Source organism: Marinobacter sp. F3R11, from assembly GCF_003318275.1.
In the GTDB taxonomy this organism is placed as follows: Bacteria; Pseudomonadota; Gammaproteobacteria; order Pseudomonadales; family Oleiphilaceae; genus Marinobacter.
Map to the genome: position 1 here is coordinate 421,026 of NZ_QOCH01000013.1, position 25,881 is coordinate 446,906.

22 protein-coding genes are annotated in these 25,881 nt (G+C 53.5%); 7 read left to right on the forward strand and 15 right to left on the reverse strand.

Annotated elements, in window-relative coordinates:
• Nucleotides 1-62: 62 nt before the first annotated feature.
• From fliJ to DS878_RS06995, 11 genes are all read right to left on the reverse strand, one after another.
• The gene (fliJ, locus tag DS878_RS06945) at nucleotides 63-506 is read right to left on the reverse strand and encodes a flagellar export protein FliJ (protein WP_113815231.1); all 444 of its coding nucleotides are present in this window, start codon (nucleotides 504-506) and stop codon (nucleotides 63-65) included.
• A complete protein-coding gene (gene fliI, locus DS878_RS06950; RefSeq protein ID WP_113815232.1) occupies nucleotides 506-1,906 on the reverse strand; it encodes a flagellar protein export ATPase FliI in 1,401 nt (466 codons plus the stop codon). The genes fliJ and fliI overlap by 1 nt, the downstream gene beginning before the upstream one ends.
• On the reverse strand, nucleotides 1,887-2,849 hold the full coding sequence (locus DS878_RS06955; protein ID WP_113815233.1) for a flagellar assembly protein FliH: 963 nt from the start codon (nucleotides 2,847-2,849) through the stop codon (nucleotides 1,887-1,889). The genes fliI and DS878_RS06955 overlap by 20 nt, the downstream gene beginning before the upstream one ends.
• A complete protein-coding gene (gene fliG, locus DS878_RS06960; protein WP_113815454.1) occupies nucleotides 2,849-3,892 on the reverse strand; it encodes a flagellar motor switch protein FliG in 1,044 nt (347 codons plus the stop codon). Before fliG ends, DS878_RS06955 begins: the two co-directional genes overlap by 1 nt.
• Nucleotides 3,885-5,591, reverse strand: coding sequence for a flagellar basal-body MS-ring/collar protein FliF (fliF, locus tag DS878_RS06965; protein ID WP_113815234.1), 1,707 nt, complete (start codon nucleotides 5,589-5,591; stop codon nucleotides 3,885-3,887). The genes fliG and fliF overlap by 8 nt, the downstream gene beginning before the upstream one ends.
• Nucleotides 5,592-5,606: 15 nt before the next feature.
• Nucleotides 5,607-5,975 carry a flagellar hook-basal body complex protein FliE gene (gene fliE, locus DS878_RS06970; RefSeq protein WP_113815235.1) on the reverse strand — a complete coding sequence of 123 codons (369 nt, stop codon included), beginning with the start codon at nucleotides 5,973-5,975 and terminating at the stop codon, nucleotides 5,607-5,609.
• Between the two features lie 283 nt (nucleotides 5,976-6,258).
• Complete coding sequence (locus DS878_RS06975) at nucleotides 6,259-7,743, reverse strand: sigma-54-dependent transcriptional regulator (RefSeq protein ID WP_113815236.1); 1,485 nt, start codon at nucleotides 7,741-7,743, stop codon at nucleotides 6,259-6,261.
• 12 nt (nucleotides 7,744-7,755) lie between these two features.
• Nucleotides 7,756-8,994, reverse strand: coding sequence for a sensor histidine kinase (locus DS878_RS06980; RefSeq protein ID WP_113815237.1), 1,239 nt, complete (start codon nucleotides 8,992-8,994; stop codon nucleotides 7,756-7,758).
• Between the two features lie 317 nt (nucleotides 8,995-9,311).
• Complete coding sequence (locus DS878_RS06985) at nucleotides 9,312-10,763, reverse strand: sigma-54 dependent transcriptional regulator (protein WP_113815238.1); 1,452 nt, start codon at nucleotides 10,761-10,763, stop codon at nucleotides 9,312-9,314.
• Between the two features lie 70 nt (nucleotides 10,764-10,833).
• Nucleotides 10,834-11,187: an SOS cell division inhibitor gene (locus DS878_RS06990; RefSeq protein ID WP_113815239.1), complete on the reverse strand. Its 354-nt coding sequence runs from the start codon at nucleotides 11,185-11,187 to the stop codon at nucleotides 10,834-10,836.
• Between the two features lie 87 nt (nucleotides 11,188-11,274).
• Entirely contained in the window at nucleotides 11,275-12,633 is a 1,359-nt protein-coding gene (locus tag DS878_RS06995; RefSeq protein WP_113815240.1) for a DUF1329 domain-containing protein, read from the reverse strand.
• A 262-nt stretch (nucleotides 12,634-12,895) separates the two neighbouring features.
• Here DS878_RS06995 and DS878_RS07000 point away from each other — a divergent pair, with 262 nt between their 5' ends.
• Both DS878_RS07000 and DS878_RS07005 read left to right on the forward strand, forming a co-directional pair.
• Complete coding sequence (locus tag DS878_RS07000; protein ID WP_113815241.1) at nucleotides 12,896-13,402, forward strand: DUF6586 family protein; 507 nt, start codon at nucleotides 12,896-12,898, stop codon at nucleotides 13,400-13,402.
• Between the two features lie 49 nt (nucleotides 13,403-13,451).
• Nucleotides 13,452-13,712, forward strand: coding sequence for a hypothetical protein (locus DS878_RS07005; protein ID WP_113815242.1), 261 nt, complete (start codon nucleotides 13,452-13,454; stop codon nucleotides 13,710-13,712).
• Nucleotides 13,713-13,721: 9 nt separating this feature from the next.
• Here DS878_RS07005 and DS878_RS07010 read toward each other — a convergent pair whose 3' ends face one another.
• Both DS878_RS07010 and lexA read right to left on the reverse strand, forming a co-directional pair.
• Entirely contained in the window at nucleotides 13,722-14,231 is a 510-nt protein-coding gene (locus DS878_RS07010; protein ID WP_113815243.1) for a cell division inhibitor SulA, read from the reverse strand.
• 43 nt (nucleotides 14,232-14,274) lie between these two features.
• On the reverse strand, nucleotides 14,275-14,886 hold the full coding sequence (gene lexA / locus DS878_RS07015; protein WP_187298763.1) for a transcriptional repressor LexA: 612 nt from the start codon (nucleotides 14,884-14,886) through the stop codon (nucleotides 14,275-14,277).
• A gap of 242 nt (nucleotides 14,887-15,128) precedes the next feature.
• On the opposite strand from lexA, the gene DS878_RS07020 reads away from it, so the two are divergent.
• Together DS878_RS07020 and DS878_RS07025 are read left to right on the forward strand one after the other, a co-directional pair.
• On the forward strand, nucleotides 15,129-16,130 hold the full coding sequence (locus DS878_RS07020) for an amidoligase family protein (protein ID WP_113815245.1): 1,002 nt from the start codon (nucleotides 15,129-15,131) through the stop codon (nucleotides 16,128-16,130).
• Entirely contained in the window at nucleotides 16,123-16,854 is a 732-nt protein-coding gene (locus DS878_RS07025; RefSeq protein ID WP_113815246.1) for a gamma-glutamyl-gamma-aminobutyrate hydrolase family protein, read from the forward strand. The genes DS878_RS07020 and DS878_RS07025 overlap by 8 nt, the downstream gene beginning before the upstream one ends.
• A gap of 82 nt (nucleotides 16,855-16,936) precedes the next feature.
• On the opposite strand, the gene DS878_RS07030 is transcribed toward DS878_RS07025, so the two are convergent.
• Nucleotides 16,937-20,722 carry a translocation/assembly module TamB domain-containing protein gene (locus tag DS878_RS07030; RefSeq protein WP_261977656.1) on the reverse strand — a complete coding sequence of 1,262 codons (3,786 nt, stop codon included), beginning with the start codon at nucleotides 20,720-20,722 and terminating at the stop codon, nucleotides 16,937-16,939.
• Nucleotides 20,719-22,455 carry an autotransporter assembly complex protein TamA gene (locus tag DS878_RS07035; RefSeq protein WP_113815247.1) on the reverse strand — a complete coding sequence of 579 codons (1,737 nt, stop codon included), beginning with the start codon at nucleotides 22,453-22,455 and terminating at the stop codon, nucleotides 20,719-20,721. Before DS878_RS07035 ends, DS878_RS07030 begins: the two co-directional genes overlap by 4 nt.
• 200 nt (nucleotides 22,456-22,655) lie before the next feature.
• On the opposite strand from DS878_RS07035, the gene DS878_RS07040 reads away from it, so the two are divergent.
• The 3 genes from DS878_RS07040 (at nucleotide 22,656) to DS878_RS07055 (ending at nucleotide 25,878) form a co-directional block, all read left to right on the forward strand.
• The gene (locus tag DS878_RS07040) at nucleotides 22,656-23,663 is read left to right on the forward strand and encodes a hypothetical protein (protein WP_113815248.1); all 1,008 of its coding nucleotides are present in this window, start codon (nucleotides 22,656-22,658) and stop codon (nucleotides 23,661-23,663) included.
• 593 nt (nucleotides 23,664-24,256) lie between these two features.
• On the forward strand, nucleotides 24,257-24,604 hold the full coding sequence (locus tag DS878_RS07050) for a helix-turn-helix domain-containing protein (RefSeq protein ID WP_113815250.1): 348 nt from the start codon (nucleotides 24,257-24,259) through the stop codon (nucleotides 24,602-24,604).
• On the forward strand, nucleotides 24,601-25,878 hold the full coding sequence (locus tag DS878_RS07055; protein WP_113815251.1) for a type II toxin-antitoxin system HipA family toxin: 1,278 nt from the start codon (nucleotides 24,601-24,603) through the stop codon (nucleotides 25,876-25,878). The genes DS878_RS07050 and DS878_RS07055 overlap by 4 nt, the downstream gene beginning before the upstream one ends.
• Nucleotides 25,879-25,881: the final 3 nt, after the last annotated feature.

Sequence of the window (25,881 nt, forward strand, 5' to 3'; positions counted from 1 at the left end):
CATTATAAGAATAGACCAGCACCGCGAGATTGCATGAAATTGCGATAAATTCAAATCTGTCATCAACGGCGGCGGCGCGCAAAAGCACGGCCTGCGGCCTCATCAGACAGTTTCTGTTCCTGCATATCCAGTGCATTCTGCTCTTGCTTGCGGCAGGATTCGATATACTTTTCCATGCCTCGCCGACGCTCCCAGGCCTGCTGCCACTCACGGCGGCGAGCCTCAAACACAGCTTCTGCCTGATCCAACTGTTTTTGTTGCTGCAGGATAACCTGATCCAGCTGAGCAATAAACGCCTGCCATGCCTGCAAACGACTTACCTGTACCACCCCCTGCTGGCTATTGCGAATCTGATCCCGGTATTCCTGCTGGTAGCGATTAAGGTTTTCGACCTGGCCTTTCTGTTGCTCCATGAGTTCCCGGGCTTCCCCCATCAGCTCCAGCGCTTCCTGCTCCTTGCGCTCTTCCAGAGAAAGCACTACCGCCAGTCGTTGGGATCGCAGCATCAGCCAGCACCTCTGTTGGTGCTGGCCGCAGCGGGATCAGGAACGGCAGATTTTCTGCGCTCCGGTGAACGTCGCTCGGGCACTACGGACAACAATCCCTCGATACTTTCGGCCAAAGAAGCACGCTCATTCAGGCCCTGCTGCAGGAACTGACGCATATTCCCTATATGGGTTATGGCAAAGTCGGTTTCAGGGTCAGAGCCCTTCACATAGGCGCCCACGCTTATCAGATCCCGGGCCTGCTGATAGCGCGAATAGACCTGCTTGAAACGCTGGGACCGGGAAAAATGCTCCGTTTCGGTTACCTGAGGCATAACCCGGCTGATAGAAGCCTCAACGTCGATGGCGGGATAGTGTCCTTCTTCTGCAAGCCGGCGCGAGAGTACAATGTGACCATCCAGAATCGCCCTGGCTGCATCCGCAATCGGATCCTGCTGGTCATCACCTTCTGTCAGCACTGTATAAAAAGCAGTGATGGAGCCACCCCCCGGCAAACCATTGCCGGTGCGCTCCACCAGCTGTGGCAGCTTGGCGAAGACAGAAGGCGGATAACCTTTTGTAGCAGGGGGCTCACCAACCGCCAGCGCGATTTCCCGCTGCGCCTGGGCGTACCGGGTAAGCGAATCCATCAACAGCAGTACCCGCTTGCCCTTATCCCGATAGTATTCTGCAATCCGGGTGGTAAGCATGGCCGCTCGCAGGCGCATCAATGGCGAATCATCAGCTGGAGCTGCAACGACAACCGATCTGGCAAGACCTTCCTCGCCCAGAATATCTTCTATAAATTCTTTTACTTCCCGGCCCCTCTCTCCTATCAGGCCAACCACGGTGACATCGGCATCGGTAAACCGGGTCATCATTCCCAGCAACATACTTTTACCAACGCCACTACCGGCAAACAGACCAAGACGCTGGCCCTGGCCGACGGTCAGCAAGGAGTTGATGGCCCGGATACCCACATCCATGGACTGCCTTACCGGAGCCCGGTTGAGCGGGTTTATTATTTCGCCGGTGAGCGGAACCCGGGCCTCCGCCTGGAGCGGGCCCTTGCCATCAAGTGGTTCACCGCTGCCATTTACCACACGGCCCAGCATAAGCGGGCCAACGGGAACACGGCTTGCAGCAGACAGAGGAACTACTCTGGCTCCCGGCTTCAGGCCCTCGATGGCGGTCAGCGGCATAAGATAGACCTTGTCATCCTCGAACCCGACCACTTCTGCTTCGACGGTGCCCGCTCCCTCACCGTTGATAACACAACGATCGCCCACCACCATGGGGCAACCAACGCACTCCAGAGTCAGTCCTACCATTCTGGTCAGGCGCCCAGACAGCTCCGGCTCGGGATCGGTTCGCAGATATGCTTTATATCGATCAAGGCGATCAGCCAGGGAGGATGTCATCACGCTTGCCTTCGGCAGGTTTATCTTCGATGGGCTCACCGTCACTGGCGCTGTGTTCAACAGGGTTTTCCTGATCAGCCTGTACATCAGGAGTTACATCCGGTGAGCTCAGAACATCCCGCTGGAAGTCAGTCAGGTCATCCATCAAGGCCCCCAGCTCCTCGGGTTCACCGCTTGCCAGCTCGTCAGTCTGCTGTTCCAACATGCTCTGAACTGCCCGCTGAAAACGCTTTTCAACGGTAAAATCGACAAGACTGTTGCGGGTTTCAACCCGGCAACCTCCTGGCAAAATACTGTCATCCTCCACAACAGAAGCCGCGGCCTCAAAACGTTCCGCTACTTCATGAACGGAGCTGTAGTCGTCCGGATGGACATGAATCCGGACATTCTCTGTGGTCGATGGCAAGGCCTCAACCGCCCGGCGGACTACCTGCCTGATCTGTGAGGAATCTATACTCAGCTCCCGGTAGACAACCGCCCGGGCAAGCACCATGGTGAGATTAAGAAGCGAGGTTTCAAGTTCATCCTGATGCTGACGGATGGGCAATAAAAGTTCTTTCAACAAGAGTTCAAGGCGGTCAAGATTTGCGGTTACTTCTGCCCGTGTCTCATCATAGCCTTCGCTGCGCCCCTGCTCCCTGCCCTCGGCCAGGCCTGTTTCCAGTCCTTCCTTGTGACCCAGCTCATAACCTTCCGCGCGACCTTCCTGCAACCCCTGTTCCCGGCCTTCATTCAGGCCGTCTTCCCGTGCAGCCTGACGAATATCGGCAAGGTCACCTGCCGTCAGAGGTTTGACATCACGCTCTTCCTCACGGGCAACCTCATTGCCACTGGCGTCCAGCAACGGAAGTTCCCAGCGCTCGTAGGCGGTCAGCTGCTCCTTGGGAAGCCCCCTGGGGTCTCTGGCTGTGTCTCGGGGAAGATCTTTTGAGGAATCTTTCATCACATCATTTCTTCACCGGCACCACCAAGCGTGATTTCTCCCGCTTCAGCCATGCGACGGGCGATGGTAATAATGTCTTTCTGGGCAGACTCAACGTCACTGACTTTCACAGGCCCCTTAGCCTCCAGATCATCCTGCAGCAGCTCGGCAGCACGCTTGGACATGTTTTTGAAGATTTTTTCCTGAACCGCATCATCAGCGCCTTTCAGCGCAACAACCAGAACTTCGGAGGACACTTCACGCAGCAAAGCCTGGATGCCGCGATCATCAATATCCTTCAGGTTATCAAATACAAACATGAGATCTTCGATGGTTGTAGCAAGATCAGGATCCATATCCTTGATCGAATCCAGCAAAGTGCCTTCAATGCTGCGATCCATAAAGTTCATAATATCCGCAGCACGCTTTACACCACCGATGCGGCTGGTCTGGGCTGCAGAACCACCAGAAAACTGCTTCTCCAGAATGTCATTCAACTCCTGCAAGGCCTGAGGCTGAATGCTTTCCAGCGAGGCAACCCGCATCATGACATCGAGTCGCACTTTCTCATCCAGGGTTGCCAGTATCTCAGCCGCCTGATCCGGATCCAGATAAGAGATAACTATAGCCTGAATTTGCGGGTGCTCGTAACGGATAATATCGCCGACAGCCCGTGGCTCCATCCATTTGAGCGTATCCAGCCCGGTGGTATTGCCACCAATGAGAATACGATCTATCAGGCTGGCCGCCTTGTCGTCGCCAAGCGCCTGGGTAAGCATGGCCCGGATATAATCATCGTTGCCCACACCCAGACCGGTTTGTCCGCCCACGGCTTCCACAAACTGATTCAATACATAGGTTACTTCGTCCTTGCTGATGTCTTTCATCTGAGCCATGGCGACACCCACACGCTGAACCTCTTTAGGCCCCATGTGCTTAAGTATTTCAGCGGCATCCGCCTCGCCCAGAGACATCAACAGAATTGCAGCCTGCTCAACCCGCGGAATTTTCCGCTGAGGCTTCTGAGGCGAGTCTCCACCCGCTGCTCTGGATTGTTCAGTCATCAACATTCACCCACTGGCGCATTACCTGTGAAACCCTCGCCGGGTCTTCGGCAATCAAGCCTTTAAGAGCATTCAACTGCCGTTCATAGCTGTCTGCCGCGCCCGGCAACAGCAAATCGTCCTGCGGCGCCATGGCCTGGCGCAAAGCATCGTTGTCACCGGCATCATCAAAGCCATCATAACTGCCCGAACCGGAATCATCTTCCCGCTCACGACGTCCGCCACCGGAAAGACTCTTGAGTGTAGGGCGCAACAAACCAAGTACCAGAACAAGTATAACCAGACCAGCCAATACCTGCTTCATAAGATCCCAGAACCAGGGCTGCTCCCAGAATCCCGGCGTTTCAAACTCCATGACCTCTTCTGCAGCAAAAGCTGTATTCATTACGGTCACGCTATCGCCCCGGGATGCAGAATAGCCTACTGCATCGCGTACCAGCATGCTCAGGCGCTGCAATTCCTGCTCAGGCCAGGGTTCATAACTTACGGCGCCGGTTTCCGGGTCGACCACTTTCATATCATCAACTGCAAGCGCAACCGTCACCCGTCTCACGCGCCCAAGCTCCTGACGGGTGTAACTCACCGTACGATCCATCTCATAGTTGCGGGTAGATTCTTTACGGACATTGACAGGCTGTGCTGCCGCTTCCTCATCCCCATCGCCAGCTTGCCCGTTCACCTGTTCCGGCACAGTAGCATTAGCTGGCGGCTGATTGGACAATGCGCCAGGAATACCTCCGTTAAAACCAGCAACGCGCTGTTCTGTCAGGTCACGCTCGCTGCGAACCGCCTGCTGCTCAGGATTGAAAAGCTCCTCTGCCTGTTCCACAGAAGAAAAATCCAGATCGGCGGACACTTCTGCCCTGTACCTGCCTTCACCCACAATAGGAGCAATCAGAGATGCGACGCGGCGTGTCAGGCGCTCTTCCAGTCGGGAAGTATACTCATACTGATCCTGCATGCGTTCGCCATCACCACGGCTTTCTTTCCCTGTCAGCAAGTTGCCGTTCTGATCAACAACTGTGACCTGGTCCTTGTTCATCATAGGAATACTGCCGGCGACCAGATTAACGATGGCGGCGATTTGTTCCTGCTCAGGGCGGCGGCCAGCAAAGACTTCGAGAAACACCGAAGCAGAGGGCGCGCGGGCATCCCTCACGAATACGGAACGCTCAGGAATGGCCAAATGAACTCTGGCAGCACGAACGCCACGCATACTGCTGATGGTGCGCGCAAGTTCCCCTTCAAGGCCACGACGATAACTGACGGTTTCCATAAACTGGGATGTGCCCAGCCCACGATCCTGATCCAGCAGCTCATAGCCCATGGTTTTCTGGTCGGTTACGCCTTCAGCAGCCAGCTTGAGTCGAGCATTGTAGATCTGATCAGAAGGTACCAGCAGAGCACCGGTACGCGTATCCATTTTGTACTCGATCCCGTTGCTATCCAGGATAGACGTCACGTCCTGTGGGTTGTATGCCGACAAATCCCCTACTACTGGCTGGTAGTTCGGTTCCTGAGCCCAAAGTACAACAGCAACTCCCAACGCAACACTGGCAGCAAGGCCAACCATAAGGCCAACCTGGCGCAAAAGGTTGAGTCGGTTAAACCCCATAAACAGGTCGCTGTTACCCTCGGAGCCATCGCCGCCCTGAGAGATAGGCATGTTCGGGTTAGTTTCTGCGGGAACGCTGGCCATGTCTGTGCTCCGTTATCAGATCGGCATATTCATAATGTCTTCATAAGCACTGACCACGCGATTACGCACCTGGGTCAAAGCTTCGAAAGACACGGTAGACTTCTGGGCAGCAATCATCACCTGTGTGATATCCACACCAGGATCGCCCATATCATATGCCGTCCGTAGTTCATTGGCATGTTGCTGAACCTCGTTCACGCTGTTAACCGCCTTACCAAGCATATCGCTGAAATTCGAGGTTTCCGGGGTCTGGTCTACCTGTCGCGGGCCATCAATGCGGCCACGCACCGATTGATCCTGCTCAACACGCTGGTTCTGCTGCATTTGTGAACGCAGTGAACGTATATCGGACAGAACGCTGTTGATGTCGGCACGCTGAACCATAACTTTCTCCTGACAAAACCCCCGTAGGGGCGGGCTTGCTGATCTGGCTTTATGACACAAGCGAAGCAATGCTCAGGCCATAATTTATTTTTGATTTATTAACAGATAGTTAGAAGAGATACATCTATAAAAAAAACCGCTGACGACAGAGTTTTGACGGGAGGAACCTCTATTTCCAGAGGCGGAAATCAAATGCTAAAAAAAAAGCACCCATGAAGGGTGCCATAATGAAGGAGTACTACAGTCTTCGGAAACTACAACAAAAGGTACTACAGAAAACGCCTTACGCTGTGGCCAGCTCAACATCCAGATCAATCCCCGCCTCACGCATCTGGGCCAGCTTGTATCGCAAAGTTCTTGGGCTGATTCCCAACTGCTCTGCTGCCCGGTTCCGCCGCCCGCGCTCTTTTTTGAGTGTCTGGATAATTATACGGAACTCTTGCTGACGCAGATCATCACCGAGCGATCCGGCTTCGGCCAGTACCGGAGTTGCGCAATCCTCCCCGGAAGCTCCGGTTTCAGAAGTGTGCGTTGCCGCTCTCTCTGCGGGCTGTGAACAGCCCTCATCCAAGGATCCGGAAAGGTCAGGCGTGGTGACGGATACGGCAGAAACACCCTGGCCATCGAAACGCCCCGTGGTACCAATTTCAAGACACAGGTCGTCAGCGTGGATTACATTACCCTGGTGCAGAACCAGAGATCGCTGGATAGCATTATCCAGCTCCCGCACATTGCCAGGCCAACTATGTTGCATTAATGCATTGCGGGCATCGGCAGCAAAGCTGATACCAGTGAGCTTCATCTTGCGGCAGTGCTTCTTCAATAAAGACGTCGCCATCGGCAGTATGTCCAGAGGGCGTTCTCGCAACGGTTGCCAACGGATGGGGAATACACTCAAACGGTAATATAAATCTTCGCGGAACCGCCCTTCCCGCACGAAATCTGCCAGATCCCGGTTGGTTGTCGCTATCACACGGACATCCAGAGAAATGGTTTTCCGTCCACCTACCCGTTCAACTTCCCTTTCCTGCAGAACCCGCAGCAATTTGGACTGCAGCCCCGGATCCATTTCTGAAACCTCGTCCAGCAAAATTGTCCCGCCATTGGCCTGTTCGAACTTGCCCGGCGCTGAAGCAACAGCACCGGTAAAGGCGCCTTTTTCATGGCCGAACAGAATAGCTTCAAGCATGTTCTCAGGGATAGCCGCGCAGTTAATCGCAACAAAAGGCTGATCTGCCCGTGGCGACTGCTGATGAATATAGCGCGCCAGCACCTCTTTACCAGTGCCACTTTCCCCGGAAATCATCACCGTCGAATCACTGCCAGCCACCTTGGCGGCCAACTGGAATATACGCTTGCTGGCCGGATCCTCAGCCACCGGCTCATCACCGGCTTTTTGACGGCTTCCACCAACGACCTTGGTAACCGCATCAACAAGAACCTTTGGTTCAAACGGTTTAACCAGATAATCTACAGCCCCGGATTGCATGGCAGAAACAGCGTGGCTGATCTGCCCGTATGCGGTTATCAGCATCATCGGCAAACCCGGGTACAACCGTTGCACCTCCCCCAGCAACTCATGGCCGGAAAGTCCGGGCATGTTTACATCGCTGACCACCATGTCGACCGGGGCCTCAGCCAGGCGGGCCAACGCATCATGAGCGTTTGCAGCTTCGCGCACACGAAACTTCGCCAGTTCCAGAGTGGTTACCAGCGCCTCGCGCAGGTCACAGTCATCTTCAACGATAAGAATCCGGGCCTTGGCCATGTTTGCCTCCGATCAGCCTTTGTTACGCAATAACGGCAGACGCAAAGTAGCGACAGCACCACCCTGCTCCGGCGATTCAATGGAAAAGTGCCCTTGGTGAGCCTTCAAGACAGCCTGCACAACAGCCAGGCCAAGCCCGGTGCCATGGGATTTCGTAGTGTAGAAAGCCTCTGTCAGACGGGCTGATTCCGCTGCACCAAACCCCGGGCCGTTATCCTTAACCCGGATAACCAGCTCACCAGCTTCCGCTGCCGGTTGAACGGTAACGGCAGTAGCGCCGGCCTCCAGACTGTTATTCACAAGATTAGTACAGGCCCCAACCAGAGCGTCCCGATTGCACAACAGCCTGCAATTTTCAGGGAGATCGCTCGCCAGTACCACACTCGAACCGGGTGCAGGCTTGATCCCATCCAGAGCAGACTCCAGAGCTGAAACCAGTGTTGTCGCGGACAACTCTTCCGCCAGACGGGTTTCACCCCGTGCAAAAATCAGCATGTCCCGCACCTGCTGTTCCAGATGCGTAAGCCGTGACATCAACCGGGAGGCGCACCGCTGGCGCATTTCCTCATCGAGATCGTCCTGGGTCAGATGCCCGCCATAAAGAATAGCGGCGGATAAAGGTGTACGAATCTGATGCGCAAGTGAAGCCACCATCTTACCCATGGCCGAAAGCCGCTGAGCATGGGCAAGTTGTGATTGCAGGTGACGGGTTTCTGTCAGATCTGTAAGCAGAATCAACTGGCCAGGCTGGTTATCCATGGTGCGGATCTCAATACTCACCCGGCGCCCGTCCTTCAGGGACACCTCATGACCATCATCCCTGCGCGGAGAGAAACAACGGCGAATCACATCCACCCAGCGCTCACCCTCCAACGGCTCCCCCAACAACGCTTTGGCTGCCGGGTTGCTCTGAGACACCACACCCTGGCTGTCCAGAACCACAACCCCTGCAGGCAGAGCTTTCAGCAACGTGGAAAGTCGGTCAGCCAACTGCTCCTTTTCTTCAAGCTCTTGCTGACGCTGCAAAGACTCCTGGCTCAGCTCGCCGGATAACTGGTTAACCCGCGACTCAAGCGTGCGATAAGAATCGGTAATCTGCCGCGACATCTGGTTGAACATCTCCAGCGCAGAATCCACCGCCTGATCATCCTGCTGCGGAAATAGCGCTCTTACCTTATCGTTCGCATCGGCAGCCGCATTAGCCTGCGCATCCTGCTCTAACGATGAAATGACAAACTGTGCCTGACTCATAACCTGACTCCCGATCAGTCCATTACACCGGACTAAACCCTTCGGATGATTCGTTTTGCAAGTTACTAAGCGAGCTTCGTGCCAACTAGAGTTTTTACTTATAAATCAAAAAGTAGAGAAACTTAAAGAAAGGTGCGTGACGGTTTTACGTCGTCTGAAAACAAGAAAACGCCAAAGGCTACGAACCTTTGACGTCTTGTTGTCACCGCTTAAAGTGGGAGAGAAATCTATCACCGCAAACGTAATAAAAGTGCATTAATGGGCTGAAAGATCTTTTTGAAAAAGACTGCACTGCCAGCGTGTACAGGCGGCCCAGGTCAGGATTCCTCAGACTCTTCATCCCGCAACCCATACTTGCGAACCTTCTCCACCAGAGTCGTCCGCCGTATACGAAGCTTCTCGGCCGCCCGGGCAACCACCCCTCCGGCCTCATCCAGAGCCTGCTGAATCAATTGCTTTTCCAGATTCGACAGATAATCCTTCAGATCAATACCGTTCACAGGCAGCAACGCCGGAGCATCCAGCCCCACCAAGCCAGGAATACCGGACGGCATTCCTGAATCCTCAATTGGTCGATTCTCATCAAAGTCATCCACATACCGAAACTTCTTCGGCAACTCCTGCACACCGATGACTGCATAAGGGTGCATGATCGCCAGACGCTCAACGAGGTTCGCCAACTCGCGAACATTACCTGGCCAGTCGTGCCGGCACAGACTCATGATCGCCGCCGAATTCATTCGCAAGGAGCCCCGCTTTTCCTTTTCCATTCGCGAGATCAGCTCATTGATCAGCAGCGGAATATCCTCTACGCGATCCCGCAGTGACGGTACTTCAATGGGAAACACATTCAGCCGGTAATAGAGATCTTCCCGGAATTCACCCGATTCGATCATATCCTCAAGGTTCTTGTGGGTCGCTGCGATAACACGGACATCCGCAGATATCGTCCGGTTACTGCCGACCCGCTCAAAGGTGCGCTCCTGCAACACACGAAGTATTTTCACCTGCATATTGAGCGGCATATCGCCGATTTCATCCAGGAACAGAGTGCCTCCCTCTGCCATCTCGAAGCGTCCGACCCGGGCGGTAATCGCTCCGGTGAACGCGCCTTTTTCATGGCCGAAAAGCTCACTCTCAAGTAGCTCCGCAGGTATGGCGCCACAGTTAACGGGCACAAACGGCTTTTCCCGGCGAGAAGAATGATAATGGAGATTGCGGGCGACGACTTCTTTGCCCGTACCTGAAGGCCCGGTGATAAGAACACTCACATCTTTGTCGGCCACCTGCTCCATCAGCTGGCGTACTTGCTGAATCTTGCGGCTGGTACCCACAAGACTACGAAACAACTGGAGGCCACGTTGCTGTCCACGCTCCTTTGAGCGCCGGAACTGGTCAGCAAAAATCTGGGCGCGATAGAGCGAATCTACGAACTTGGTGTAATTCAGGGGCCATTCCATGCGGGCAATAACCCGGGCGCTATGCTCCTCAGCCAGACCTTTGAGCTCGGGATCGCCCACCAACAGCACAGGAACACCATGAACCGCCCCGCACACGACTTCAATCATCTTTACGGCGCCCGAGTCCGCGCCATTTACAATGGCGACAGAAACATCCGCCAAACCTTCGTCATCTCCGGATTCAAGGAGTGCCAGGGCATCAGCACCTGTAATGACTTGCTCTTCGCCAATGAATTCGAGAATCGTCGACATGTCTCGGAGTCTCGATTCGTCCTCACTCAGCAACAGTACCTTGTTGTTTTTGGACATTCACAAGAATCTCTTTGGGGATTTGAGCGGTATTTAAGACGGTATTACGGAAAGAGTCAATTTTATGACGCTATTTAAGCCGGGAGCCTGAGATATTCTGATACGCCTTGGCGGCATTACGATTACGGTTCACTCCTTTCAGGGCGTGCTCCGCTTCAGCCTTGGCCCGGGCAGCCCCTTCGCCGGCAGCGTCCAGAAACTGACGCAACTCTTCGAGCCGGACCCGAACCGGTTCAGGCTCAACCAGGCCGGCCTCCAGTGCGGCGATCATAGGTTCTGTGGCCGGCTTTACGCCTGCATTAAGGCTGATCAAGGATTCCCAGTTCTCATCGGCCAGGGCACGACCAAGGTCTGCCATAAGCCGGTCAAAGTTAACGAGACAAACCTCGCTTTCAGAATGGAAAGCATCGTGAGAGTCGGCCATGACGTTTTCTCCTTGCACAAAGAGGTAGAACGAACGACCCGGAGAAGATACCGGCGGGCGCCGGCACCTTACACTGCAGTACAGCAATCAGCGTCGTGCAGCCCGTCTCGCAGAAGAAGCAGTAAACTCGTTGCTGCGGAATCCGGGGTCGAAATCGTAGGCCGGAAAATTATTATCCAGGCCGTCAATGTAATAACGCTTCGCCTTGAGGTCGTATGTCATCTCCATGGTAGTCCAGAACACCGGCACTTGGTAATAGCTTATGTTGTGAGCCTCGGAAACCCGCCAAAGATTACCGTCTTCGTCGTATTCTTCCGATATCAGGACCTGCCAGCTGTCTTCATCAATGTAGAATACACGACGGTCATAGATATGCTTGATACCGGTGCGGCGTTTTGCCTCAACCACCCATACTCTGTGTAACTCATAGCGTGCCAGTTGCTGATTAATGTGACCTGCACGGATCACGTCATCTGGCCGGACCGACTTATCGTGCAACTTGTAGGCATTGTAAGGAACAAAAAGCTCACGCTTGCCCTTCAGCTCCCAGTCATACTGATTCGGAGCTCCGTTATACATATCTTTCTGGTCAACTGAGCGCAAAGACGAAGAATTCGGTAAGTCCGTCTCGTAAGCCAGGTTTGGTGACCGCCTCAGACGTCGGGAGCCCGAATCGTAACGCCATGCCAGACGTGGTGAACGAACCTGATCAAGTGTTTCGTGCACAAGCGTGATGGTGCCTGCCAGTGTAGAAGGCGAAATCGTATCGGTCTTCAGATAAAAGATTTTATTATCGATATCAGCAAGTTCAGTATTTTCCCGGCTGTATGCGAAGTAATAATCATATTGATTAACTACCGGGTTGTAGGAGCCATCCACCTGTGGCGTGGCTGAAGCGCTGCGAAACGACACCTCCTCTCCCCGGTAACGCAGAATGTGATTCCATATGGCTTCAAGCCCGTTTGTAGGAATCGGAAAGGGACTTGTCATGATGGTGTTACGCACCCCGTTGCCGTTATCCAGCAATTCAGCGCTCAGTGCATTCTCATAGAACTTTTCGTACACATGCTCTGGAAACGCCGCTGTGCGGCGGGTCTGGTAAACCGGCATGAAATAATCAGGACCATACTGACTGAGCATCCGGAGCGACCCCTCCGAGAGCCTATCCTTATACTGATGCGCGTTGTCTGCGGTGATTACGAATAAGGATTCATCCTGTGGAAACGGATTCTCCTCAACCTCGCCTTCGCGCCAGTTGGCAGGCCCCTGCGTCAGGCCACCAGTCCACTCGGGGATAGTACCGGATTCATTGCCTGCGCGCTCAGCACCCACCGGCGTCAGATCCTGCTTAAGGCGGTTGGCCTCAATCACCGACACTCCTGACAATACGTGCCCGGAAAACCCAAACGAAAGCACGGCAATACATACAACAAACTGGCTTCGCATTTCCAACCCCTCCGGGCAATAAAAAAACCATAATCAGAAAGTGATTCTGGCCAGTTTCAAACACCTGTTTCAAGCAATTGTTTGTATCTTATTGTCACCTTGAATTAACAGAGCCAGATAGAAGAGGTAAAGAAATCTGCATGCCGAAATGCTATAATCGTGGATTGTCCTATCGGATTGACTTCGTACAGAGACCCTCGGCGAAAGTTTCCACAGCCGGGAGCTTATCAGAGGCTCCCCTGACTCACGGCAGACACTATCAATGGCATCTCAATGGTATTCACTGGTTTCACAAAAGCTTTTTCTTGCAAGAACGCTTCTTGAAACGCCTGAGCTGGCAGCCGACACGGGAACTCTGGCGAATACTTCCGAACAACGATTGCAGTATGAAGCGGCTACTCAGGGCTCTATCGAGCTTCTGCTCAGAGCAAGAAAGATCTTGCTCGTGATGATTGCGCGGTTCTACCAGAAACGCTCGGAAGAGCCTTCATCGCTGGCAGAACTCGCGTCCCTGATTGGAGAACAGGCTACTGAAGTCAGCCAGTTAAGAGCACTGGAGCAGGAAGCGGGAAGTTGGTGGAACTATCTGGACCAGATAGAAATCACTCAGAGCAGGCCACCCGCCGCACGGAAAACAGTCAATGCTGAAAACATCATTGCCGTTTCTGCCGAAGCCGGGCCAGACCGCTCCACCCAATCTTTGATGAAGGCGCTGAATGCCATTAAAAGGTTTGCAGATAACCTGGAAGAGCAACACGGCGAGTGGTAAAAGCCCTGCATCGTCGCTTCCAGCTTTCAACACAAAAAAGGTTAATGAAATGTCACCATCGTTTTTCGAGATAGTACAATTAAGCAACGGCGACTACGCCTTGCGACGCATTGACGACGACAGTGCGCCACTGGTCAGGATTTCGTTTTCAGATGAAGCCAGAGAAATGATGGCAGACCGGGATATGTCTGTGGCTAAAGCAATGATTGCTGCGGGGATAGAAGCCGCAGGAAATGTTACCCACGATATTGACTGGGAAGATGACGAGCCGGACGTTTCAGACGCTCAGCCCGCTTATACTCTGCACTAATGGCGACCATCAGCGTTGTCTGAGAACAACGCCGTGGCTATTACCCTCCGCCGCAGCCTTCTGTAAAGAGTCGAAGGCTGTTTTCCCCAGCTTACGAGTCCACATAACCACCGCATGACACGTACCCGCACTCAGCGCTCTTTCTGCCAATTGGCGCGCGGGATATTCTGCGGTAGAGCGCAAAACCAGAAGCTCTCCTGCAACAATACCATGCATTTTCTGCCACTTGCTCACCAGTGCCTGAGGCGGATCAATCCACGCCAGCCAGCGCTTTTCCTGGTTGAGCTGAGTCAGCATTGGCAACAGCAGCTGAAAGTTCTCTACCTGCCCTTCCGGCAAAATAATTTCTGTAACATTGCCAGCCGGAGTGGTGTCCTCAACATCCGGTTTATGCCGGGCTCGAATAACTGCACGTTGTTTCCGGACCCTGTACTCCGGCGCCGGATCAGGCAAACAAGGGGAGCCAGGTAATACACCCTGCTGCCACGCCATGTTCTGATTAAAACTTAGCTGTTCCATAATTCACCCGTTTTTCAATGCGTCTGTGGTTATACCGGTCTGATCAATGCAGATCAGAGCGCCGGATTACACCTACACCCAACCCTTCAATGAACAGTTCCTGCTCCCGGAGATCGACTTCTATCGGAGCAAATTCTTCATTTTCTGCGATCAGGTAGACCTTGGAACCTTCTTTGCGGAAGCGTTTGACAGTCACTTCATCGCCCACTCTGGCCACAACAACCTGACCGTTATGAACATCCTGAGTGCTATGTACTGCCAGAAGGTCACCATCAAGAATACCTATGTCCTTCATGCTCATACCCCTGACCCGGAGCAGATAATCTGCTGAAGGCGAGAAGAACTCGGGCTTGAGCGTGCAATGATCCTCAACATGCTCCTGGGCCAGAATCGGACTACCCGCAGCAACCTGACCAATCACCGGTAACCCCGGATCTTCAGCAACATCAGGCAGACGAATGCCCCGGCTGGCTCCGGGCACCATTTCAATCGCACCTTTGCGTGCCAGTGCCCGAAGATGCTCTTCCGCAGCGTTCGCAGAGCGGAATCCAAGCTCCGCTGCTATTTCCGCCCGAGTTGGCGGATAGCCGGTCTCATCCACGGATCGACGGATAATTTCCAGTACCTGAGTCTGTCTTGCTGTCAGCTTCATTATTGCGCTGCTCCGCTTTCTGCATGCAGGGCTAATACATGCGGGGCCTGATATTTGGCGGCTTATACAGTTCGCCATCCATCCTGTTTTTTTATACAGTGATTTGACTATATACAGTGTTTTATCCAGTGTAAAGTCAGGTGGTGGATTTTCTTTCAACCCATTAACCAATGGCACTACAGGAGTGTGTTATGGTGAAAAGTCAGAAAATTCATCTCCAGTGAGCCCACTACGCAGTGAAACCTATGAGTAAAGCTACCTCCTGCAAAATGCCGGACATTCTGAACACCACGGACGGACAGGAACGGCGCGTGGGTGTTGAAATTGAATTATCCGGGCTTGGATACGAGCAACTGGTAAGTCTTACAGCGAAGCTTCTTGGCGGGACTTCATCTCTGGAATCCCGCTATGTGAGCAAGCTTGAGACCCCTCTGGGGCCCTTTGTTATCGAACTGGACTCAGACCCTGTGAAAGACCTGGATCTGACAGATGACAGCATGCCTGAAGCTCTCCGTGAACTCGGGGGGCACGCGATGGATGTCATAGATGCTGCGGCTGAGCGTATTGTTCCGCTGGAGATTGTCAGCCCTCCCATGCCGTTTTCGCAATTGCCGAAAATTGAAACTCTGGTCAGGGAGCTACGCGAGGCCGGAGCGCTTGGCAGCCGCGAAGCTATCTATTTTGCATTCGGGTTACAGCTTAACCCCGAACTTCCCGATCTCGGACCAGGCACGCTGGTTCGCTACATACAGGCCTTTGCCGCCCTCTACGAGTGGCTCAAGGCTCGCCACCAACTGGATATCAGCAGAAAGTTCACGCCTTATATCGAACCCTGGAGCGGTCGTTATACAGACCTGCTGATGAGGGAAGGCTACGCCCCGGACCAGCACCGGATGATGGTGGACTACCTGGAGACCAACCCCACACGTAACCGGGCCATGGATCTTCTCCCTCTCTTTGCCTATCTGGACAAACCCCTTCTCGACCAGTATGTGACCGACCCCCGCATCAAGGCCCGGCCCACACTTCATTACCGGTTACCGGACTGTGACATCGACAACCCGGAATGGAACTTCTCCGATGTGTGGAATGACTGGGTTGTAGTGGAGCAGGTTGCCAACAATGCGAACGATCTGGCAGAGCTTCGCTCTCTGTTCCGGGAAAGCCGCGGGATCAGCCTGCACAACCTGACACACAGCTGGCTTGAAACTTCCGAAAACTGGCTGCACAGCAAAGGCTATGTCTAAGCGGGATTTTACGGAACACAACCTGCCCGGCCTAACCATTGGCATCAGCGGTCCTTCCCGCAAGCGTTTTGCCCAGAGACTGATCAGTTTTGGTCTGAGGCTGCAGGGTGCGAAACCCTATTACATCCGGCCCGGCTCCCGGGTGGACGTTTCAATGCTGGATGGGCTGGTGCTGTCAGGCGGCACACATGTTCACCCCAGTCGCTATGGCCAGGAACCTCAGGTAAGCGCGCATTACGACCAGGCACGGGATATGACCGATTACAGCCTTCTGGAACAGGCAGAGTCCGTCGGAATTCCGGTACTGGGCATCTGCCGGGGATCTCAGTTTATCAACATATTCCATGGTGGCTCCCTGTGCCAGAATGTAACACCCCTCCGAGTGAATACCCGACACAGACCCTTGCTGCTGCCCATGCAAACTGTACAGGTAGTGAGCACCAGCCGTCTGGGAAAACTTATGCGGGCATCGGTAATTGGCGCCAACCGGATACACAGCCAAGCCATAAAGCGTCTGGGTAAAAACCTGCAGGTAACAGCTGTAGACAACGACCTGTTTGTCCAGGCAATAGAAAGCACGCGGGGACAATGGCTGATGGGACTGCAGTGGCATCCCGAGTATCTGCTTTATCACAGTGGGCACCGGCGGATTTTCAGCGAATTCGTGCAGGCAGCCCTTGCATTCAAACTGGACCGGCTGGAGCCTGAATCCAACCGAATCTGACGTTACACCCGATTTTGGCCAAGCACATATTATGGCCGGAAATCAGCGCATCAGTGAATGCGACATTTGAACTGGACTGAACTCAGAAGTCCCGGGTATAGAAAATATCCAGAGAAGCTGCCAGCCCGCTGGCAGCTTCAAGATAGAAGTACTTACCCAGGTCATAGCGTAACGCCACTGTGCTGATCGGCTCAAAAATCCCCACCCCGTAGCGAATACTCAGTTCGTCGGTCAGGTAACCACTCGCCACAACGGACGTCTGGTCCCCACTACCCTCAGCTTCCAGCGTCAACTCACGAATTCCAAAACCTTCCCCGATCTCACCGGTTACTTTGTTCACCTGGGTCAGCCCCAGAGATATAGCCGCCCGGCTCATCTGGCCATCATCCGTCTGGCCTCCCGGTGCCCGGCCAAGAACCACATAAGACAAGGCATCTGACTGCGGCATATCAGGGCTGGAGAACACCTCTGTGGTCGGCGATGTAACCGAGCCACTCAGGCGAATCCCGGCCACAACCGTGTCGACCTGCCTCACGGCTTCAATATCGAGATAGGGCTCAACCAGACTGCCAAGAAACAGCAATCGTGCGCGCCGTAACTCTAGCTCCTGCCCATAGGCTTCGTACTGACCATCCACTAGCTGCAGTGTACCCCGGGTGTCCATATCATTTCCGATCCGCAGAGTACCCTCCAGATCGCCTGTCACACCGAACGCAACAAAGCTCACCTGGTCTTCACCCACGACAACCGTGACATCCATATTCATTGATCGGACAAGGGGTTCCTCCACCTCAACTCCGATAATAACTTCATCTTCGGAAACAGAGACAGCCTGTGCCGGCAAACCTTTTATTTCGATGTCTCCCCGAGGCACATCGATACGGCCTTCCACGCGCAAAGTACCCTCGCGGAATTCAATGGCCAGATCCGGCGCCACCTCCAGATGGGCGTACGGCTCCAGGCTGAACGGCAACCTGTCACCGCTGATACGAATCTCACCACCTGGTGCGTCCTGCCAATCAATCCCTCCCCGGATAAGTAGCTCGCTACGATCGCTGCTGCCAACCCTACCATTAACCTTGGCGGAATAGCCCTCAAGCTCGAGGCTCGCAACTACCTCTTCCATAGGCAACGGAAGGCGCGGATCCACTACCCGTCCTTTAGTTAGAGCGATCTCCCCACGTACAGACGGCTTCATGAGCGGCCCGGAAATGCTGCCTTCACCATTCACTTCTCCGACCACCTCTTCAAGCCCGGCAAAAAGCCCGGCCAGTGCAATATCAAGACCTTCCAGTCTGAACTGGCCTTCAACAGAACGGTCTTCCGCCATTGGATCCAACGTCATACTCACAGTAAGCCTACCCAGCTCAGGGCCTGACAGTCGCAATGCAAGATCCGCCTCATCGGGCTTGAGCTTCAGCTCCGTCGCCAGAGCGTCATAACTCAGGCTCTCCCACTCACCATCCACAAGCAGCTCAAACCTGCCTTCACCAGCATCAAGCGTTATGCTGCCGTCCGGGCCATTTGCACCAGAAGTAAAGCCAACCTGACCGCTGATACCCGAGTGCCAGCGGAGCGTCTCAGGCAGAACCGGAGCCAAAGCCGAGGCTGGAAAACTATCGATACGGTAAGCAATAAAAGGTACCGGTAGCAGGACCTGGTCATCCGCACAAACAGAACTCAGCTGCCAGCGCCAGCAATGGGCCGAAAACCTGAGCTCTCCACTGTCCGTGTACGTCAGCCCGGCCGGAGATTCCAGCAACCAGCTCTGTTCCGGCCCTGGCAAATCAATTACTCCACGAGTCAGCTGGCCCTGCCAGCTTTTCCACGCCTGACCGGCAGCCCCCTGAAAATCCAGCTGCACCCGAGCTTCTTCATGGAGAGCATCAATAGCAACCTCATGGCTGCTCCGGGTACCCCCGGCCCTGACCGTAAGAGACTCAATATTTTGCCCCGAGACAGCTAAACCCTTGCCTTGCAATTGAGTGTCGAGACGAAATCCGGATTCCAGATTCGCATCAAGGCTTAGGGCATCAACGACCAAAAGGTCTTGCCAGCGAAGTTTGACCGCACTTGCAGTTAACACCGCCAGGGGGTCATCGGAAGTACCCGCAAGCTTGAGTTGCAGGTCGGCCTCCCCACCAAGGCCCGGCAGTATTTTCTCCGGATCCGGTAGTTTGAGAGCCAGGTCAGCCTGCAACTCCCTGCCCCATTTACCACTGCCTTCAAGGCGATTCTCACCAACAGCCAGCTTCAGCTCCGGCACAATCCAGTCTCCGCCAGAGGTGTCAAGCCGGCCAGCCGCGACCGTCGGGCTGGAGCGCCACTGCCCGTTAAGATCCCAGCTGGCTTTCATTGCCGGAACCGGCTCGCCTGTAAGCTGCCCCTCTGTAGTGACCTGACCACTGAGACTTGCCTCAAGAACCGGCACCCAGTACCCGGGATTGAAATTTGTAAGATCCAGGGCCGCCTGCCAGCTCAGCGGGCCAGAAAAATTAACAGAGCCAGCGCCCGAGAGTGAACCTGCTCCTGTTAGCGCAGAAAGTTCTGTCAACCGCACATGGCTCGCATCGCCATCAATTGCTGTCGCCAACTCAGCCGGACCCAGCGGGCCGTCAACTTCAGCTGTGAGGGTGGCCTGATAACGGCCATCGCGCCAAACGGCATCACCATCCAGCCTATTTAGCGCTACAGGAGGTTTGTCCATTCCGGCAATCAGCGAATACCATGGAAACTGTCGGAGTTGTACATTCGCTTCCGCACTGAGACCGCCCTGCCATTGCGCACTGCCGGTTACCACAAGTGTTTGTGGTGCCATATCGGTATCACCTTGGGCGGGCCTGTCTGTCGAGGCAAGCTCCAGCCGGATAGATCGAGCCTCAGCAGTCGTCACCAGGCCTGAAAGTGCCAGATCTACCGGACCTTCTGTGCCCGGAAGCCTCGCCTGTCCGCTCGCTGTAAATCCATGCCTGAGGCTACCGCTAGCCTCAAGGGACCAGTCTTTCAGGATCAGGGTTTCTGGCAGGGCTTCAGCCACCCTGAACTCTTTCGAAGTTATTCGTACCCGTGCAGGCAGGTCTGACGCCAATGGTTGAATCTTGCCCTCCAGAGCGGCATTCAGATAGCCTCGGCTCTGGCCTGAAAGCGCCAGGTCCCTTACACTGCCGGAAAGCACCAGATCAACCGCCCAGGATTCACCGTAGGGCGGCGGCAGACTGGCGTTTACCTCCAGATTTACCGGCCAGTCCCGCCTTGATTCCAGGCGGCCAGAGGCCTCCACAATATAATCGTCAAGCTGGTAATAAACCTGGTCTAGTTGCCAGTCGGTCCCGGAACCACCACCACTGAGCTCAAACCTGTCCCACACCTTGCTGCCATTAAAGGTGAACACTCCCAAAGTCACATCATTAACCCGAAGCCCCAGGGGTAATTCCAGTTCAGGCAGGCTGATTCCCCCGGCAGGGTCAGATTTTTGTCCGGTTGGCTGCACACTGACGTCCAGCTGCTTTACGTGAAGCTTTTCAAGGCAGATCTGCAGATCAAAAAGGCAGAACGGCGCCCAGTCTATGACCGGCGACTCAACCGCCACATCAACACCGTACCCTCTCCACTCAAGGTGATCCGCCTGCCAGCTTCCGAGCAAGGAGCCATGGTCATTAACAGCTTCGAGCCCTGGTATCTGGTCGATAACCCAGGCTGTGCCCGTCTCTGAGCGCAATGCCAGCAAGGTTAGCGAAACCAGTACCACAGGTAAGAGCACAAACAACCCAGCGAACAGCAGCAACCAGAACCGAAAACGCCCTCTCCGCCGGGACTGAGGCTGACCTGAATGATCCGTTTGCCCGCTGTCTTTATGCCTGTCTGTCACAGCTCCGGCCCCATTGAGAAATGAATGCGCCACCCGCCACCCAGTTCCGGATCAAGGCCTTTGGCAATATCCAGGCGCAAGGGCCCCAGGGGGCTGATCCAGCGAATACCGGCACCGGCACCAGTCGCAAGGGGATCAAGCAGATCATTGACAGCATTGCCGTGGTCAACAAACAGGGCAGCGCGCCATTTTTCTGCAAACTGGTACTGGTATTCCGCACTACCCACCATAATGTAGCGGCCACCTACCTTGACGCCATTTTCATTTTCCGGAGACAAGCTTTCATAGGCATAACCGCGAACGCTCTGATCGCCGCCGGCAAAGAAACGCAGAGAAGGCGGCACATCCTCGAATTCATTAGTTGCTATGCCTCCAACCTGAAAGCGGGACAAAAAGCGATGCTTATCCGCAAGTGTAAACAGGCCCTTGGCAATCGCATTTACATGCAGGATATCCACGCTGGAGAGAACCGCTCTGTGAGCACCACTCACATCAAGCTGTAAACGATAACCCCGGGACGGATCCAGGGGCGAATCAATGTGCAGTTTGGAATAGCCCGCGCCGGGTAGCAGCAGCGAACTCGTCCCTTTTTCATCATCACCAATATTGAAGCGCTCGCCTTCCCAACGCACAGAGAGCACCTGTAACCAGCCCTCATCCAGCTGATGTTGCCATTGCTGCCCGAGTGTCAGCAGCTCGGACTCAACACTCTCAATATCTTCACGCTGATAACCCGCCGTAAGCCGGATCAGATCCGTCATGGGAGGATCCAGCGGCAATTCATACCAGGTACTCAGATTCTGTCTGGGTTCTGACAACTCAGTGTCAGCGCCCCGCCGGTGCCCCATCGGGTTGATCCAGTGCTCTCGCCAGGTGCCCCGAAAGCGAGGCCCGACATCCGTGGAAAAACCCAGCCCGGCAGATATGGAACGAGGGGGCCGACGGGTCAGTCCAACCTGCACAGGAATCACACCATTTTCTGCGCTGTCGGGTGAGGCATCAATGTCGACACCAGAGAAATAGCCACTGCTCAGGAGATCACTATTTAGCTTTGCTATTTCATCCGCATGATAGGCAATACCCGGTTCAAAAGTTACAAATTCATCAAGAAGCCGAGGCTCGAACCAGTGCCCTTCTTCATAGGTGACGGATCCAAGCCGATACCGGTCGCCGCTGTCGAACACAATAGTAATATCGGCAGTACCGGCTTCCGGATCTACTTCGAGAGTACGGGTAACAAAACGGCCATCGAAGTAACCACGGCGCCGGGCCCTGGACTGAAGGGCGTTTCGGAGATTAGTGTATTCACCATGATTCAGAACATCGCCTTCTGCGGGGTGCTCTGGCAGATTGTCTGTGAAAAGCTCATCAGAAGCAGCCGCACCACGAATCTCAACGTTTCGGGACTTAACCCGTACCGGATCCCCGGGGGCAATATTCAAAAGCAACCGGGGAGGATCATCCGAGCCGCCCTCATCAACCTGCCAAGTCATTGTGGGATTGTAATAACCCAGTGCACGCAATGCCTTGCTGGCCTGCTTGACCGCGGTCGATGCATATCGGCGCAGATTGCCCGCACTTCGACCTTCTACCTCGCCAATGAACGCTTCAGCATTTTCCCGGAGCCCGGGATAGTCTCCGTCGACACGCACTTCAACTTGCTGAGCCAGACTCAGGGTCGACCACAGCAAAAGCACCAGGCCCGGCAGCCGGATCAGACCAGATTTCAACATATGATCAAGTAGTAGCATCCGGCAGTTTCAGTGTTGGTCGTAACAGGAATGATGATAGTGATTATCGCTCAAGCGTGAGAGTTTAATGTCGGCCGGTCAAGTTAATCCGCGCGTGGGCAATTCGTCGGCCGGCCTCAAATACGCTAACCTGTGGGACAATCTGCGAGCGCTATTACACCACAGAGGGCGGATACCAGCGAATGCTGAAAATAAACCGAGAGAACCTGAAATCCAGTCACCAGCTCACCTGGTTCATTATCGACTTCCTGATGCTGGGTCTCCTCATCATCAACCTCACGTTCATAATCTGGGATTCAATCTATAACTTTGCCGCCATTCAAAGCGTTCTGAAAGAGCAGATCCCTGCGTTCTACACCCTGTACCAGCCTGTACACGAAAATTTTATCTTCTATGATTTCATGTTCGTAACTGTCTTTCTGACCGAATTTTTTGTTCGCTGGGGCTATGCCATCCGCGCCAAAGTGTACGACCGCTGGTACTTTTACCCTTTTATTCACTGGTACGACCTTGTTGGCTGCATCCCGGTAGGAAGCTTGAGGTTCCTGCGGATTCTGCGGGTTATTTCCATTGTATATCGCCTGCACCAGTACAAAATCATCGATGTGACCAGTACCGGCATATACCGCTTCGTGAACTTCTACTACGAAGCCTTTATGGAGGAATTATCGGATCGCATTGTGGTTAAAGTACTGAGCGGCGTTCAGCATGAGATAAAACTCGGCTCACCGCTGTTTGAGAAAATCCAGAATGATATCCTGTACCCGCGCCGAGAGATGCTCTCCAGCTGGATATCTCAACGAGTCGCAGAAGCTGCGAAAGAAGGCTATGTCCCCAACCGAGGGGCCTTGAGAAGCTATCTGGAAGACAGGGTTAATCATGCCCTGAAACAGAATACGGAACTGTCTAGATTGAAATACCTGCCCGTTGTGGGGTCAACCATTCAGGAAACGCTCGAGGACGCTGTCGGCGATATTGTCGCGAACGTTATCCAGCAGATTCTCGAAGACCTTGCCTCTTCATCAAACCACGCGTTTATTGAAGACATCGTAAACACCTTCATCCGGGGCCCGGGTATGCCGGATAGCACAGAGACAAGAAACGAGGCGCTGATCGCACTGATCATTGAAATCATTGACGCTATCAAAGGCCAGGTCAGGGTCAAGCGCTGGCGGGAGCAGCTTCCATAAGGGCATGACAAAAGCACTGATTTTCACCCCGGCTGGCTCACTCAAAGGTCGCAATGAAATCAATGCACTTGTCTGGGAAACGCCTATGCCCAGAGCAGCCAGGCCAATCGGTATTCCTACCCACAAATCACTTTCGCCTGCTCTTATCACCAGACAAAGCGCAACAATAAACAGAACACTGCCGATAGCCATTACAAGCGGGATGGTGAATCATCATTGAGGCAGTCGGATGATCAATGGCATTGCCATCAGGTCATATAGGGTGGGCTTGGCGGCCAGTCAGTTTCCCCCTCACTATTAAGAGCAAGGCCTTGCGCTACTTGCTTTGAAACTAGGAAAACTGGCTGGGGGCTTTTAGGGCTTTGAGATTTGGCTCGCCCGCTCTTTCCTCAAAAACAAGCACAATAAGCGAATTTTGGCACAATACAATAAGCGAACAACGGCACGTAGAAGCACTTCGATAAAAGCAACATATATGCCTCTTTTTACAACTGAAATGCTTTAACCTCGAAAAAGAAACTTATATGTTGCTAACGCAAAAAAAAGAAACTAATATGTTTCTTAATTGTAAATAGCAACATATACGTTTCATTATGAATTCACTACTCGAACAGATCAAAAAACGCCGAATCGCATTGAAGCTCAAGCAGCACGATATGATGCTACGCGTTGGTATATCGCGCCAGCAATATCAGCGTTTGGAATCCAGGGGCAACCCTCGGCTTGATACTCTTGAGCTAGTCGCTAAGGGGCTTAAAAGTGAGTTGCTGCTAATACCACAAGAAAAATTAAATGCTGTTCTGGCGGTACTGGCCGACGATGCTCTTTCAACCACTGGGCCATCAACTGGGCCAGCACCCAAGCCAAGCCAGACGGGAAAAGAACAAAGCAACCCACTGGCCGATGATCCATGGCAGGGTTTGCTGGGAGAGAATGAATGAGCGCTGACAGCAATGATGAAGTAAATGTTCTACAGCTCTCAATTCATGGCGTGCTGATCGGTTATCTCGCAGGGTTTAAAAATGGCCGCAATGTATTGAGCATTGCAGAATCATTTAAAAACGATCCTGGTCGCCCGACATTTAGCCTGATTACTCATCCCGCGTTTCCGAATGCGCCCAAGCTCATGGCTGCGCCATGGGCGCGGAATCAACGGCTGCATCCAGTACTTTCAAACTTGTTACCAGAGGGGTCATTGCGTGAGCTGATAGCACAAGGCTTGAAGGTACACGTAGATAATGAATTTCATATTCTCTCGTATCTTGGCGAAGATTTGCCGGGGGCAATCGAAGCTACGCCAATGGAGCCTGAAGATGTTCCTGATTACGTCCTGAGCACGCATAGAAGAGCTAAGGCGGTTAAGTTTGATAAAGTCACCCAGGAAAACAAGTTTTCCTTGGCTGGCGTCCAAATGAAGTTTTCCATGAAAGAAAAGGATGGGCGCTATAACTTATCCAAGGACAACGTACTGGGTGACTGGATCATCAAAACGCCCTCAACCAAGCACAAGTTTGTGCCACTGAACGAATATACCGCCATGTCACTGGCGGGGCTCGTTGGCGTTAACATCCCTGAGATCAAACTTGTTGAACTAGATAAACTCGACAATTTGCCACAAATTAACTTACCCGATGAAAAGCAAGCCTTTGCCATCAAGCGATTTGATCGTGACGATGACATGCGCATTCACATGGAAGATTTCGCGCAAATTCTGGTGAAGTACCCGCACGAAAAATACACATCAGCCAATTATGAGAATATCGGCAAGGTCATTTATGACTTTTCTGGCGACGGGTTGGCCGACGCGCAACAGTTCGCAAGGCGTTTGCTCGTGAATATTCTATTGGCAAATGGGGATGCGCACCTCAAGAACTGGAGTTTTCTGTATCCAGATAAGATCACGCCACGGCTGTCTCCTGCATACGATATCGTTACAACCAATGTCTATATCGAAAATGAAACCCAATACGCGCTCAACCTCGGTAAAACCAAAGAATGGTATACCATCACCATGGCGCATTTTCAGTTGTGGGCAGATAAATCTGGTATTCCGTGGCGAGCGATCAAACCTCATTTAGATGACACAATGACAAAAGCGAGAGGATTATGGCCTGAGGCGCTGAAAGCGTTACCGATGGACGAAGCACATAAAGAAGGCCTTAGATCGCATTGGGCCAGGCTTCAGGACGATTTTAAGATCGAGGCCACAAAGTAAGTT